Annotated in this window: 12 protein-coding genes; 9 read left to right on the top strand and 3 right to left on the bottom strand. The window is 61.5% G+C overall.

The window, feature by feature from the left end; translation table 11 throughout:
- The first annotated feature begins 1 nt into the window (after window position 1).
- Window positions 2-1060, top strand: coding sequence for an ABC transporter ATP-binding protein (locus AB5Y91_RS01850; RefSeq protein ID WP_368168937.1), 1059 nt, complete (start codon window positions 2-4; stop codon window positions 1058-1060).
- A 94-nt stretch (window positions 1061-1154) separates the two neighbouring features.
- Window positions 1155-2156 carry an ABC transporter ATP-binding protein gene (locus tag AB5Y91_RS01845; protein WP_163154355.1) on the top strand — a complete coding sequence of 334 codons (1002 nt, stop codon included), beginning with the start codon at window positions 1155-1157 and terminating at the stop codon, window positions 2154-2156.
- 615 nt (window positions 2157-2771) lie between these two features.
- Here the strand turns inward: AB5Y91_RS01845 and AB5Y91_RS01840 are convergent.
- Entirely contained in the window at window positions 2772-4223 is a 1452-nt protein-coding gene (locus AB5Y91_RS01840) for an aminoacyl-histidine dipeptidase (protein ID WP_368168936.1), read from the bottom strand.
- A gap of 937 nt (window positions 4224-5160) precedes the next feature.
- Between AB5Y91_RS01840 and gpt the strand changes: the two genes are divergently transcribed.
- The 6 genes from gpt to AB5Y91_RS01810 all read left to right on the top strand — a co-directional run bounded on the left by gpt (window position 5161) and on the right by AB5Y91_RS01810 (window position 10989).
- Window positions 5161-5628 (top strand): xanthine phosphoribosyltransferase, encoded by a 468-nt coding sequence (gene gpt, locus AB5Y91_RS01835; protein WP_025325960.1) that lies wholly within the window; start codon window positions 5161-5163, stop codon window positions 5626-5628.
- A gap of 173 nt (window positions 5629-5801) precedes the next feature.
- A complete protein-coding gene (frsA, locus tag AB5Y91_RS01830; RefSeq protein WP_163137402.1) occupies window positions 5802-7070 on the top strand; it encodes an esterase FrsA in 1269 nt (422 codons plus the stop codon).
- Between the two features lie 62 nt (window positions 7071-7132).
- Window positions 7133-7525 carry a sigma factor-binding protein Crl gene (crl, locus tag AB5Y91_RS01825; protein ID WP_106887691.1) on the top strand — a complete coding sequence of 131 codons (393 nt, stop codon included), beginning with the start codon at window positions 7133-7135 and terminating at the stop codon, window positions 7523-7525.
- A 132-nt stretch (window positions 7526-7657) separates the two neighbouring features.
- The gene (gene proB, locus AB5Y91_RS01820; RefSeq protein ID WP_106887690.1) at window positions 7658-8761 is read left to right on the top strand and encodes a glutamate 5-kinase; all 1104 of its coding nucleotides are present in this window, start codon (window positions 7658-7660) and stop codon (window positions 8759-8761) included.
- A gap of 191 nt (window positions 8762-8952) precedes the next feature.
- The gene (locus tag AB5Y91_RS01815) at window positions 8953-10206 is read left to right on the top strand and encodes a glutamate-5-semialdehyde dehydrogenase (RefSeq protein ID WP_368168935.1); all 1254 of its coding nucleotides are present in this window, start codon (window positions 8953-8955) and stop codon (window positions 10204-10206) included.
- A 150-nt stretch (window positions 10207-10356) separates the two neighbouring features.
- Window positions 10357-10989 (top strand): murein L,D-transpeptidase catalytic domain family protein, encoded by a 633-nt coding sequence (locus tag AB5Y91_RS01810; RefSeq protein ID WP_042649874.1) that lies wholly within the window; start codon window positions 10357-10359, stop codon window positions 10987-10989.
- Between the two features lie 73 nt (window positions 10990-11062).
- Here AB5Y91_RS01810 and AB5Y91_RS01805 read toward each other — a convergent pair whose 3' ends face one another.
- Window positions 11063-11494 (bottom strand): universal stress protein, encoded by a 432-nt coding sequence (locus AB5Y91_RS01805; protein WP_005325997.1) that lies wholly within the window; start codon window positions 11492-11494, stop codon window positions 11063-11065.
- Window positions 11495-11696: 202 nt separating this feature from the next.
- On the opposite strand from AB5Y91_RS01805, the gene AB5Y91_RS01800 reads away from it, so the two are divergent.
- Entirely contained in the window at window positions 11697-12449 is a 753-nt protein-coding gene (locus AB5Y91_RS01800; protein ID WP_368168934.1) for a hypothetical protein, read from the top strand.
- A gap of 38 nt (window positions 12450-12487) precedes the next feature.
- Here AB5Y91_RS01800 and AB5Y91_RS01795 read toward each other — a convergent pair whose 3' ends face one another.
- On the bottom strand, window positions 12488-12991 hold the full coding sequence (locus AB5Y91_RS01795; RefSeq protein WP_226171684.1) for an RNA methyltransferase: 504 nt from the start codon (window positions 12989-12991) through the stop codon (window positions 12488-12490).
- Window positions 12992-13257: the final 266 nt, after the last annotated feature.

The raw sequence follows: 13257 nt of genomic DNA, 5'->3' as shown, positions 1-13257 counted from the left end.
GATGGCAGAGACACAGGCCCCCATCCTCGACGTCCGAGACAATGGGGGGAAGTTCACCGCTGATAACGGTCAGGGCAGGGTCCCCATCCTGGAGGTGCGGGATCTCGAGGTGGAGTTCAGCGTCGACGACGGCAAGATAAAGGTGCTCGACGGGGTCAGCTTCCAGGTCGCCCCGGGCCAGACTCTGGGGATCGTCGGTGAGTCAGGTTGCGGCAAGAGCGTCACCTCGCTGGCCATCATGGGGTTGCTGCCCAGGCCCCACGGTCAGGTGGTGGCGGGCTCCATCCGCTTTCAGGGGGAGGAGCTGCTGTCGCTGCCGCCGGATCAGATGTACAAGGTGCGCGGCAACCGCATCTCAATGATCTTCCAGGAGCCGATGACGGCGCTCAATCCGGTGCAAACGGTCGGGGCTCAGCTGATGGAGGTGTTCAGCCTGCACAGGCCCGATTTCAGCAAGGCCGAGCGCAAGGGGGCCGCCATCGCCATGCTGCAACGGGTGGGGATCCCGGAGCCGGAGCGGCGCTTCAACGTCTATCCGCACAACCTCTCCGGCGGTATGCGCCAGCGGGTGATGATCGCCATGGCGCTTGCCTGCGAGCCGGATCTGCTGATCTGTGACGAGCCGACCACGGCGCTGGATGTGACCATCCAGGCCCAGATCCTGGACCTGATGAAGGCGCTGCAGGCCCAGACCGGCATGGCCATCATCTTCATCACCCACGATCTCGGGGTGGTGGCGGAGCTGTGCGACGAGGTGGTGGTGATGTACGCCGGCCGTGCGGTGGAGCGGGCCGACATCTACGAGCTGTTTGACCATCCGCGCCATCCCTATACTCATGGTCTGATGGCCTCGATCCCGCGCCTCGAAGACGTGCCCAAGAGCCTGCTCAAGACCATCAAGGGCCAGGTGCCCGCCCTGCACGAGATGCCGGCGGGCTGCCGCTTCTCCAACCGTTGTCCCCACGCCACCGAGATCTGCGTGGGCACCATACCGGTGACAGAACAACTGAGCGAGCGCCACGCAGTGGCCTGCCACCACTGGAAGGAGTTGAGCATATGAGCATCTTGTTGTCGGTACGGGAGTTGAAGCAGCACCTCAGCAATCGGGAAGGGGCTATGTCGGCTCTTTACCTGGATGGACAGGAGCGGCAGCGATGAGCACCTTGTTGTCGGTCAGAGACTTGAAGCAGCACTTCAAGATGGGTGGCGGCTTTTTGCGCAAGCCCTACACCGTCTATGCGGTGGATGGCATCAGCTTCGATCTCAAGCAGGGGGAGACGCTGGGGCTGGTGGGGGAGTCCGGCTGCGGCAAGTCCACCCTGGGGCGCTCCCTGCTCAAGCTGTTTGAACCCACGGCGGGGCAGATAAGCTTCGAGGGGCGCGACATCACCCGGTTGTCACCCGGGGAGATGCGATCCCTGCGCCAGGAGATGCAGATAGTCTTTCAGGATCCTGCAGAATCCCTCAACGGTCGCCACACAGTGGGCCAGATCCTGGAAGAGCCCTTCATCATCCACGGTAAAGGCAGCACAGCGCAACGACGCGGCTGGGTGCTGGAGCTGCTGGACAAGGTGGGCCTGCCCAAGAGTGCGGTGGATCGCTATCCTCACGAGTTTTCCGGCGGCCAGCGCCAGCGCATCGGCATAGCCCGCGCCATCGCCCTCAAGCCCAAACTGCTGGTGTGCGACGAGGCGGTGTCGGCGCTGGACGTCTCGGTGCAGTCCCAGATAGTGAACCTGCTGCTCACCCTGCAGCGGGAGATGAATCTGGCCATCATCTTCATCGCCCACGATCTCTCTGTGGTCAAACACATCTCGGACAGGATTGCGGTCATGTACTTGGGAAGGATCGTCGAGCTGGCCGAGGCCCAGCAACTCTACCTGAGCCCGCGCCACCCCTATACCCAGGCGCTCATCTCGGCTATCCCGGTGCCGGATCCCCGTAGGCGCAACCAGCGCATCCTGCTGACCGGGGACGTTCCCTCACCCATCTCGCCCCCGAGCGGCTGCCATTTCCATCAGCGCTGCCCCTATGCAACAGAGCTGTGCCGAGGCACCTCGCCGAGTCTGGAGCCCTGTGGTACAGAGGCCCATCAGGTGGCCTGCCACTTCCCCTTGTCCGCGGTGGAGGCGGCGCCGCTGGGAAAGGCGGTCTGATGCCGGCGTCCGCTTCGCCAGGGCCGGTATCACAGCAGGGTGGCGTCGGGGACGAGCAATAAAAAAATGGGGCCTGTGGGCCCCATCTTCATGGTTGGAGTTCAGGTTTGGCCGTGGAACATCTGGCCCGGGCAGGACAGCGCCCCGAGGGGGTGGCTGTGGTGTGAATTGCTGAGTTGTTTTGTAGTTTTATTACGTCGTAATTTTCAACTTCCGGACGGGCGACATCAGGCGCCATAGCGGAAGTAGTAGTTGCGAGTCGAAGGCGCATAAGTGTCTTTCTCTTGTGTGCCTTTCTTGCTGGATGCACCTTTCAGGTGGAACAGCACTGCCAGGTTCTCAAACATAGTCTTACCTCTTCGCTCTGTTGATTATTGTTTCCTGTGACCTTGGTCACAATTTGATGCTAGAGGCTTTTGTGATCTCGATCAACTTATTGTGTTGTAAATTTACATAAATCATGGAAAAGGTTTTCAAATCCAGGGTTGCTTATGGATACGATTTCAAGGGGGATCGGCAGGGGCAGTGAAGGGGGCAACGCAGAGAAAGGAGGGGCACAGCCCCAATGACATGCCCCGCACTGGGCGGGGCATGGAGTGGCTCGGGAGGCCGTGCTTACTTGGCCGGGATCTGTTCCAGCACGTGGACCAGCAGTTGCCAGAAGCGCTCGACCGCCGGGATATGAACCCGCTCGTCCGGTGAGTGGGCACCGCGTATGGTCGGGCCGAAGGAGACCATGTCCCAATCCGGGTAGGCGCTCTTGAACAGACCGCATTCGAGACCGGCGTGGATCACCATGACGTTCGGCATCTCGCCGAACAGGGTCTGGTAGCTGCTCCGCACCAGGGCCATGACGGGGGAGTCAACGTTCGGTGCCCAGCCCGGGTAGGCGCCGGTGAATTCACATCTGGCGCCCGCTAGGCTGAACAGGGAGCTAGTCATCTGCTCGACGCTCTCGCGACCCGAGTCGATGAGGGAGCGGATCAGGCACTGCACATAGACCTCACCCTCGAGGGTCTTGATGACGCCGAGGTTGGTGGAGGTCTCGGTGACGCCCGGGATGGCGTCGCTCATGCGGATGACACCGTTGGGGCAGGCCATCAGGGCGTCCAGCAGGCGGGTCTGGAGGGATTCGCTCATCAGCTTGGCTGGCATGTCCCGGCCGCTCAGCAGCACGGTCAGGTTCGCCTCGGTGGCGGCCAGCTCGCTCTGATAGATGCCGGCGTAGCGGTCAACCAGGGCCTTGAACTCGCTGACGCTGGCGGTGGGCACCAGCAGGGTGGCGCGGGCTTCGCGGGGGATGGCGTTGCGCAGGGTACCGCCGCTTATCTCGGCCAGACGCACCCCCAGCGGCTCGGCGGCCTTGAGCAGGCGCACCAGCAGCTTGTTGGCGTTGCCACGACCGCGGTGAATGTCGACCCCGGAGTGACCGCCACGCAGCCCCTTCACCTGCAGCTCGAACCCTTCACCCTGGGTGGCGGCAACCTGCTCCAGCGGGAAGCGGATATTGGCATCCACGCCGCCGGCGCAGCCCATGTACACCTCGCCATCCTCTTCGGAGTCGGTGTTGAGCAGGATCTCGCCCTCCAGCCAGCCCGCTTCCAGGCCGAAGGCGCCTGTCATGCCGGTCTCTTCGTCCGTGGTCAGCAGCACTTCCAGCGGACCGTGCTTGATGGTTTTGTCGGCCAGCACGGCCAGACAGCCTGCCATGCCCATGCCGTTGTCGGCCCCCAGGGTGGTGCCACGGGCGGTGACCCATTCACCGTCGATGTAGGCATCGATGGGATCCTGGGTGAAGTCGTGCCGGGTGTCGGCATTGGCCTGGGGCACCATGTCGATGTGGGCCTGCAGCACCACGGCCTTGCGGTTTTCCATGCCCGGGGTGGCCGGCTTCTTGATGATGATGTTGCCCACGGCGTCTTGCTTGACCGCCAGGCCTTCCCCCTGGGCCCACTGCACTATCCAGGCGCTCAACTTGGCCTCGTGCTTGGAGGGGTGGGGAATGGAGCAGATCTGCTCGAAGAATTGCCAAATCAATTTGGGAGACAGAGAACTAAGCTGTGCCACGTCGGGACTCCTTACCAGCACGGAAATGGACAGGGCCCAGTGGGCCGCAGAAGAGGGTAACGATAATACAGTCAATCACACAAAAATGTGAGCGATCTGCGCAAATTGCGGTCTGCTTGTGCTGATAAAGGGAGCCTGAATGGCGAACATGACTGCCTTGCCCATGGTTACCAGCAGAAGATGAAATTCGTGACGCACATCACAAAAATATTGTCTTTTCGCCGCCGGGTGGTAAATTAGCCGCCGTGGGTCAACCACTTGTCAGGACGACAATGAATGCCTCCAGGGAACCGAAGCAAAGCAAGTGCGCCTCCACGGAACCGAGTGTCTGTTCAAGGATCTGAACCCGCATTAAAGGTACGTAACTTGTTAAGCAATCAGGAGTTCATTATGTCAGGCAGCAATTCAACCTATTGGTTTGCCCAGTCTCTCTATACCCAGGGTTTCAACTATCCGAACCCCTACGCCGGTCGTCGTTAAGACGGGCAGTCAGCCAGGCTGACAGAGAAAGCAGAAAAGCAGCAGGTGTGTGAGGGTTCCATCCTCCCCCTGCTATTTTTTTACCCGAAATTCGAGGTTTGCTCTTCGAATGAGCACCCTGTTGATAAGGACTGGGCCCAGAGGGGAGGCCAAACGGGCAGGAGATGGCCGACTTTTCCTGTTTTTCGCATACGTTTGCCAGTCATTTTATCTGCAAAGGGTGCTATCATACCGGCCCAACAGCTGGCCTGAGGTCTGGGTCTAGATCGAGATGGCCGCCAGCCATGCCCGTCCTGCTTTCAATGCATCTGCTTTTTGCTGCCGAGGGTCTACCCCTGAGGCCGCAAAAGTGCAAGCAAAATTCAGGAGACGGGGGCCAGAATTTACCGGATCCCGTGTGTCTGCCGGGACCCTTACGTCTTAGTGATTGCCTTTATAACTCGTTGAGATCGATAGCATGCCAAAAAAGTTCTATGTATCGTGGGATAACCTGCAACGTGAAGCGCGCCGTCTGGCCCGTCGTCAACTGCCCGTCAGCCAGTGGAAAGGGATCATCGCGGTCAGCCGTGGTGGCCTGGTGCCTGCTGCCTTGATGGCCCGTGAACTTGGCATTCGCAACGTCGAAACCCTCTGCATCTCCAGCTATGACCACAACAGCCAGCGTGAGCTGGTGGTCGTCAAGGCCGCCACCACAGCCGGTGACGGTGAAGGCTGGCTGGTAGTGGAAGATCTGGTGGACACAGGAACTACCGCCAAGGCGATCCGCGAGCTCTATCCCAAGGCCAAGTTCATCGCCATCTTCGCCAAGCCCATGGGTGAGCAATTGCTGGATGACTTCGAAGTCGCCATCCCGCAGGACACCTGGATTGAGCAGCCCTGGGACATGGCGCTGGAGTTTGCCAACCCGATCTGCGACGAAGAGTAATCGCCCCCTGCCTTGGCGCCCCGCCCCTGACTTTAGTGGGGGAGGTTTGCTCGCGCTGATGGCAAGACGGTTTCATAGGGCCCCTGTTTGGGGCCTTATGCGTTTATGATGTGGCTGCCCGCGGTGAAAAGTGGTTAAGATGGACCATTGTTTGAGACAGAAGAGTCACCATCTTGGAACCAAACGACGATACCAACCTGACGGAAAAGCTGTTCACCCGGGTCAAACAGGTATTGGAAACCTCCGAAATATCCAACTCCAGCCCGGTCGATGAGCAGGACAGCTCCCTGGCCGAGAGCTTCATCGACGGCGCCCTGTCGCCCCATTGGTACCGCCTGCTGCGCCGGCCGACCTGGGCCTGGCAGGGGGCGGATCCGGTGGAAGTGGAGCAGACTCTTGCCCGCATCGCCATGGGTCAGGGGGAGCGCAGCCACGAGCGCTATCTGGATACCATCAAGGGCTATGTGCCCGGCAACTGGGTCTATGAGTGGAGCCAGCTGGCTGGCCGCTATTTCAATGCCGGGCGCGAGCTGGTCAGCCAGGGCGATAGCGCCGGGGCGTTGAAGAATCTGCTCAAGGCGGTGCGCTACTACTCCATCGCGAGCTATCCCCACCTCAAGAATGACGAGCTGGCGGATCAGGCCCAGCTGCTCTGCAACATGGCCTACCGCGAGGCAGGCAGGTTGTTCAAGGTGCCTCTCAAGGAGCTGCAGGTCCCGTTCCGGGGCAAGACCATTCAAGGCTATCTGCACCTGCCCACCACCGACAGGCCTGTGCCCCTGGTCATCGTCAGCGGTGGCATAGACGCCCTCCAGGTCGACTTCCTCAACTTCTACTTCAAGTGCCTCGAGCCTCACGGTATCGGCATGCTGTCGCTGGACATGCCGGGAACCGGCTATGCGGAGCACTGGCCTCTGGTGCAGGACACCAGTCGCCTGCACCAGGCGGTGCTCAACCACCTCTCCGAGGTGGCCTGGGTTGATCATCAGCGCATCGCCATGGTGGGGTTCCGCCTCGCCGGCAATGTGGCGGCGCGCCTCGCCTTCATCGAGCCCTTCAAGCTCAGGACTGTGGTCTGCATCGGGGCCGGCATCAATCAGGTGTTTACCAATCAGGAGATGTTTGCCCGCTGTCCGCGCATGATGCGAGACGGGTTGGCGAACCGCCTGGGGGCCGATGCCGCCCAGTGGGATCTGCTGCGCACCAAGTGCCAGGTCTTCTCCCTCAAGACCCAGGGGTTGCTGGGGAGCCGCACCTCCGTGCCCATCCTGAGCATTGGTCACAAGCGTGACTTCATTTGTCCCGAGCAGGATGTCCGGGCCCTGGCCTCCGCCAGCCGCAATGGCAAGGCAGTGGTGTTCGACAAACAGCCTCTGCTGGAGGTGTATGATGAGGCGCTCAAAGAGACGGTAGATTGGCTAAAGAAACACTTATGTACATGATATAGAACTAAAAATGTAACATCATCATGTGATGGTATGGCTTGTTCAACAGGGAGGTTAGCATGTCAGAAAGAGTGACCTACAAGCGATTGCTGAGGCAATTCGCGGCCATTGGCCCCTATCTGCGCGAGGATCTGTGCGAAGAGGGACGCTACCGCTTCGACTGCCTTTCCGTCTGCGTCAGCGCCAAACCGGCGCCGGACAAGCGGGAGTTCTGGGGCTGGTGGCTGGTGCTGGAGCAGGAGGACCACAGCTTCAGCTATCACTATCAGGTCGGCTTCTACAATGCGGACGGGGAGTGGATCAACAAGCCGCTGCCCAAGAAGCACCAGGCCGAGGTCGAGCGTACCCTCAACCACTTCTACAAGCTCATCAGCGCCAAGCTGACCCTGCTGGAGTGCACCTTGTCTCCCGCCAAGCAGGTCACCGCCGAGCTGAACGTGACGGCGGCCTGATCCGCCCGGGCCCTGCGGTCATATCCGCGGGGCCTCCTTCTTTGCCATGACAGCTGTGAGGCTTAATTGCCTTGCAGGGTAACAGGGCCGTGGGTATAAAGGGATTCCTTACTTTTCTAACCCTTTGTTCCCATGGAAAACAGAACCATAGTCGTCAAATTGGGCACCAGCGTGCTCACCGGGGGATCTGCCCGTCTCAACCGTGCCCACATGGTGGAGCTGGTCAGGCAATGTGCCGCCCTGCATCGACACGGACACCGTGTCGTTCTGGTGACCTCTGGCGCCATCGCCGCCGGACGTGAGCACCTGGGGCACCCTCCGCTGGCGCCGACCCTGCCCAACAAGCAGATGCTGGCGGCGGTGGGCCAGACCCAGCTCATCCGGGTATGGCAGGACCTGTTCAACCTCTACGGGCTGCACATCGGCCAGATGTTGCTGACCCGCGCCGATCTGGAGGACAGGGAGCGTTACCTCAATGCCCGCGACACCCTGCGCACCCTGCTCGATCATCGCATCATCCCCGTCATCAACGAGAACGACGCCGTGGCCACCGCCGAGATCAAGGTGGGGGACAACGACAACCTCTCCGCCCGCGCCGCCATCCTGGCGGATGCAGATCTGCTGATCCTGCTCACCGACCAGAAGGGGCTCTTTACCGCGGATCCCCGCACCAACCCGGATGCCCAGCTCATCGAAGAGGTGCAGACCATAGACGACACCCTGCGCTCCCTCGCCGGTGACAGCGTCAGCGGCCTCGGGACCGGCGGCATGGCCACCAAGCTGCAGGCCGCCGACGTGGCACGCCGCGCCGGGGTCAACGTGGTGATCGCCACCGGCCAGATCCCGGAAGTGATAGGTCGCCTCGCCGCCGGCGAGCGGGTGGGGACCCTGTTCCCGGCGCTGGCCTCGCCGCTGGAAGGGCGCAAGAGCTGGATCCTGGCAGGGCCGCCCCCCCATGGGGAAGTCCAGGTGGATCAGGGGGCAGTGGCCGCCATGCAGGAGAAGGGCTCCAGCCTGCTGCCCAAGGGCATAGTCGCGGTCAAGGGAGACTTCGTCCGTGGCGACGTGGTGCGGATCCTGGGCCCTCAGGGGAGCGAGCTGGCGCGCGGTATCTGCCGTTACGATCATCTGGAGCTTGAGAAGCTGCGGGGCCTACACTCGGATCAGATAGAGGCCGTGCTGGGTTACGGCTATGGCGCCGTTGCTATCCACAGAGACGATATGGTGCTGCTGTAAAGCAGCTGGCTCGATAGAAACTGCGGCCATGGCTACGGGCTCATGGACTATCCACAGAGACGACATGGTGCTGCTGTAAAGCAGCTGGCTCGATAGAAGCTGTGGCCATGGCTACGGGATCATGGGCCATCCACAGAGACGATATGGTGCTGCTATGAGCGGCACCAATGAAAGAGAAAAAGGATGACGTTATGAGTCTGGAGAAAATGGGGCAGGCGGCCCGCGAGGCCGCCTATCAGCTGGCGACCATCAGCACGGCGCAGAAAAACCGGGCGCTGGCCGCCATTGCCGATGAACTGGAGGCGCACAGTGCGCAGATCCTGGCTGCCAACGAGAAGGATATAGCGGCTGGCCGCGACGCCGGCTTGTCGGAAGCCATGCTGGATCGCCTGCTGCTCAATCCCGCCCGCCTCGCCGGCATTGTGGCGGACGTGCGCAAGGTGATCTCCCTGGATGATCCGGTCGGCGCCGAAATCGACAGCCGGGTGCTGGAGAATGGCCTTCGCCTCTCCCGCCGACGGGTGCCCATAGGTGTCATCGGCGTCATCTACGAGGCGCGCCCCAACGTCACCATCGACATCGCCAGCCTCTGCCTCAAGACCGGCAACGCCAGCATCTTGCGCGGTGGGCGCGAGACCTTCCACTCCAACCTGGAGCTGGTGCGGGTGATCCAGCGCGCGCTGGCAGCCTCGGGCTTGCCTGGTGATGCGGTGCAGTACATCGACAACCCTGACCGGGCCCTGGTGGGCGAGCTGCTGCGCCTCGATCGCTATGTGGACATGATCATCCCCCGCGGCGGTGCCGGGCTGCACAAGATGTGCAAGGAGAACAGCTCCATCCCCGTCATCATCGGCGGCTTTGGCATCAGCCACATCTTCGTGGACGAGAGCGCCGATCTGGAACGTTCCCTGGCGGTCATCGACAACGCCAAGGTGCAGCGCCCCTCCGCCTGCAACGCCCTCGATACCCTGCTGGTCCACGAGAAGATCGCCGCCCGCTTCCTGCCGCAGCTGGTCTCCCTGATGAACGAGCGCCAGGTGACCCTGGTGGCCGCACCCAGCGCCATGCCACTGCTGGCCGGTGCCGACAACCTGTGCGAGGCGGGAGCGGAAGATTTCGACACCGAGTGGTTGGGACTGACTCTGGGGATCAAGCTGGTGGCGGATGTGAAAGAGGCGCTGGCCCATATGCGCGAGCACAACGCCGGCCACTCCGACGCCATCCTGACCAACGATCTGGCCAATGCGGAGCGCTTCGTCAACGGTGCCGGTTCGGCGGCGGTCTACGTCAACGCCTCCACCCGCTTCACCGATGGCGGCCAGTTTGGCCTGGGGGCCGAAGTCGCGGTCTCGACCCAGATGCTGCACGCCCGTGGCCCCATGGGGCTGACCGAGCTGACCAGCTACAAGTGGGTCGGCCAGGCGGACTATCTGATCCGTGCCTGAGCAAGGCGATCAACATCTTGCCGTCAATGCCGACTCTGGTCGGCATTTTTGTGGTTTTTTATTGCGCACTATCAGTGGCTTGCATATAACTATCCAGCGAGAGATGGCGTCATTCAGGGCGCAAGATCAGGAAGGGGAGCGACTTCAAGGATGAAGCGACAGCATTGGATTGCGCGGCTGACTCGCCTCTGGCTGGGGCTGCCGCTGCTGGTGGCGCTCTGCTTCAGCAGCCAGGGCCACGCCAGCTGGGATCAGGATCTCTACCGTCAGCTGGGTCTGGCGGGCAAGCTCGACAAACAGGTGTTCCGCAAGGCCCTGCGGGGCTATCAAGATGTGCGCCACAAGCGCAAACCCATCCTCACCATCATCGATTACAGCAAGCCCTCGACCATGCGCCGGCTGTTCGTCATCGACGTGAAGCGGCACAAGCTGCTCTACCACACCTGGGTCAGCCACGGTCGCAATTCGGGGGAGCTGGCCGCGCGCCAGTTCTCCAACCAGATGAATTCCCGGCAGAGTTCCCTCGGGGTCTATCGCACCGCCGAAACCTATCAGGGCAAGCACGGCTACTCCCTGCGCCTCGACGGACTGAGTCCGGGCAAGAACAGCAATGCCCGCAAGCGCGCCATCGTCGTGCACGGGGCTGACTATGCGAGCCCGAGGCATCTGCAAAAATATGACAAGCTGGGTCGCAGCTGGGGTTGCCCCGCGCTGCCGCGAGAGCAGTCGAGGGCTATCATCGACATCATCAAGGGGGGGAGTGTCATCTATGCCCACGGCTGAGGCGGGTACCCCGAGCAATACAGGGCAAGAAGGCCAGCAAATGCTGGCCTTCGGTTGTCAGATGGAAGAGAGATTATTTGCGCACCACCAGCACCGGGCAGGGGGCGTGACGCACCACGGATTCCGCCACGCTGCCCACCAGCAGATGGCTGAGGCCGGAGCGACCGTGGCTGCCCATGACCAGCAGATCCACCTTGTCTTCCTTCGCCTGGAGGACGATCTCGTCGGCGGCGCGGCCGAAGCGCACCTCGAACTTGGCCGGGATGGGCAGGCTGGCGACCAGCTCCTTGAGCTGGCTCTTGGCCTGACGCTCCATCTCGTGGGTGATCTCGATGGCGGTCATGTGCAGGATCTTGTAGCTGTCGAAGCCGTGCAACTGGTCCACCACGTGCACCAGCTTGAGCTCGGCCTGGTGGCTCTGGGCCATGAAGACGGCGTAGTCGAGCACGGCCTTGGACATATCGGAAAAATCGACGGGACAGAGCAGGGATTTGATGGTTGGCATGAGAAAGCTCCCCTCAAGTTAGGTCACTAATGAATCTTATGATTCATGATACGGAACGACGGGGCAATAACCCTCGACCCGCTCGCAAAATCAGGAAAAATATGAACGGACACGACGGCTTTCTATGCTATCTGTATGCCTGAATGTGCCGCCTGGCTGTGAGCGCCTGCTGACGGCAACATCTTAGAGGAAACACTGGTACATGGTTCGTCCGCTCCTGTTGTGCTGCTTGCTGCTCGTCTTGCCTGTTCGGGCCGACACCCTGCACGTTTATTGTGATGACTGGCCCGGCTTCTGCCAAAGGGATGGCAAAGGGGTCTATCTGGACCTTGTTCGCGCCATCTATGAACCCGAAGGGTATGTGATAAAGCCTCATATGGTGCCCTACAAGCGGGCGCTGGCGGTGGTGGCACAGAAGGGGGGCGACATGGCGATGGGGGTCTATCGGGGGGAGGTAGCAGGCGTTCATCAGCCGGATTACCCAGACTCGGCCGACTACGTAACCGTGGTGATGCAGAAGCGCTGGTTGCCGCAATGGACCGGGGAGGCCAGCCTGAAGGAGCAGGAGGTGCTCTGGCTGCGGGGCTGGGCCTTCGACAAGTACATCCCGGTGACCATGCGCTGGTACGAGATAGACAACCACACCACGGCACTGCAATTGCTGCTCAAGGGGCGTTACCGTTACTACCTGACCGATGGCGCCCTCTACCCCAAGGGCGCCCTCCCGCCCGAGCTGGCTCAGGTCTTCCTGCGCTGGATCCCGACCTACCCCATCTTCGCCGATAACGAGAAGGGCAGGCAGCTGCATGGGCTCTGGGATCCCGGCATGCGCACCCTGATCAGGCAGGGAAGGTTGGCGGAGATCTATCGGAAAAACAGGCTCTACCACGACTACCGGGACTTTATCAGGGAGCAGGAGGCGAGGGCGCGCACGCTGGCACCATCACCGGATTGATGCGGTCTTGTGTCTGGCTGTCTGGATCACCTTCTTGCTCAGTCTTCAGCCCTCAGCTTCTTGGCCAGCCGGTCGTAGAGGATCACGTTGACCGAGGCGGCCAGGTTCATGCAACCCTGAGTCGGTACGTAGATCACCTCCTTCACCGCAGCGAAGCGGGCGGGATCCAGCGTGCCATCCTCCGGGCCGAAGATGTAGAAGGCCCGCGCCGGGTGCACATAGTCCGGCAGCGAGGTGGCCCCCTCGATGAGATCCACCAGCACAGGAGTACAGCCTTCGGGGACGAACGCCAGCAGATCCTCGACCCCGAGCAGGGGGATCTTCTCCACCATCTGCTTGGTGTCGGTGGCAAAGCGGCGCGCCAGCTCGAAGCGCTGCCCCGTGTAGTAGACCTCTTCTGCCCCGTAACAGCCGGCGGCCCGCATCACGGCTCCCACATTCTCCGGTGACTTGGGATTGACCAGCCCGATGGCGCAATAATCGGGAGCCGCATCCGGCTGCACATCGACCCGCTGTGCGGCGCCGTAATCTGACTCTTTCATCTCGTTCTCCTCTGTGGCGGCGCATTATACCCCCGGCGCGCCCCTTGCCCAGCCTGTGGCGCCGACTCCCGTCCGGCGGGCCCAACAAGGGAGCAGTTGCACCGCTCTGGCGCAGCCCCGCACCCTGGCGCCCAATGGTGGCGCACCTGACATCCTGGCGCGGGGTTTGCAGTCATTTCCTCATACAAGATGACTGAGGCTCATCCGGACAAAGGCGTCCGTCCCCGCAGGGGGGCGGACGCTTTTTTTATGGGCCCGTCATCGAA

This window comes from Aeromonas sp. R4-3, from assembly GCF_040908275.1.
Taxonomy (GTDB): domain Bacteria; phylum Pseudomonadota; class Gammaproteobacteria; order Enterobacterales; family Aeromonadaceae; genus Aeromonas; species Aeromonas rivipollensis.
The sequence above is the reverse complement of the archived record's forward strand: the minus strand, read 5'-3'. Positions and strand labels throughout refer to the sequence as shown.

Excerpts from the sequence above, each read along its gene's own strand:
- AB5Y91_RS01800 (WP_368168934.1), top strand. The coding sequence starts at position 11,697 with ATGGTTCGTCCGCTCCTGTTGTGCTGCTTGCTGCTCGTCTTGCCTGTT.
- AB5Y91_RS01810 (WP_042649874.1), top strand. The coding sequence starts at position 10,357 with ATGAAGCGACAGCATTGGATTGCGCGGCTGACTCGCCTCTGGCTGGGG.
- gpt (WP_025325960.1), top strand. The coding sequence starts at position 5,161 with ATGCCAAAAAAGTTCTATGTATCGTGGGATAACCTGCAACGTGAAGCG.
- AB5Y91_RS01815 (WP_368168935.1), top strand. The coding sequence starts at position 8,953 with ATGAGTCTGGAGAAAATGGGGCAGGCGGCCCGCGAGGCCGCCTATCAG.
- AB5Y91_RS01850 (WP_368168937.1), top strand. The coding sequence starts at position 2 with ATGGCAGAGACACAGGCCCCCATCCTCGACGTCCGAGACAATGGGGGG.
- proB (WP_106887690.1), top strand. The coding sequence starts at position 7,658 with ATGGAAAACAGAACCATAGTCGTCAAATTGGGCACCAGCGTGCTCACC.
- AB5Y91_RS01805 (WP_005325997.1), bottom strand. The coding sequence starts at position 11,494 with ATGCCAACCATCAAATCCCTGCTCTGTCCCGTCGATTTTTCCGATATG.
- crl (WP_106887691.1), top strand. The coding sequence starts at position 7,133 with ATGTCAGAAAGAGTGACCTACAAGCGATTGCTGAGGCAATTCGCGGCC.
- AB5Y91_RS01795 (WP_226171684.1), bottom strand. The coding sequence starts at position 12,991 with ATGAAAGAGTCAGATTACGGCGCCGCACAGCGGGTCGATGTGCAGCCG.
- AB5Y91_RS01845 (WP_163154355.1), top strand. The coding sequence starts at position 1,155 with ATGAGCACCTTGTTGTCGGTCAGAGACTTGAAGCAGCACTTCAAGATG.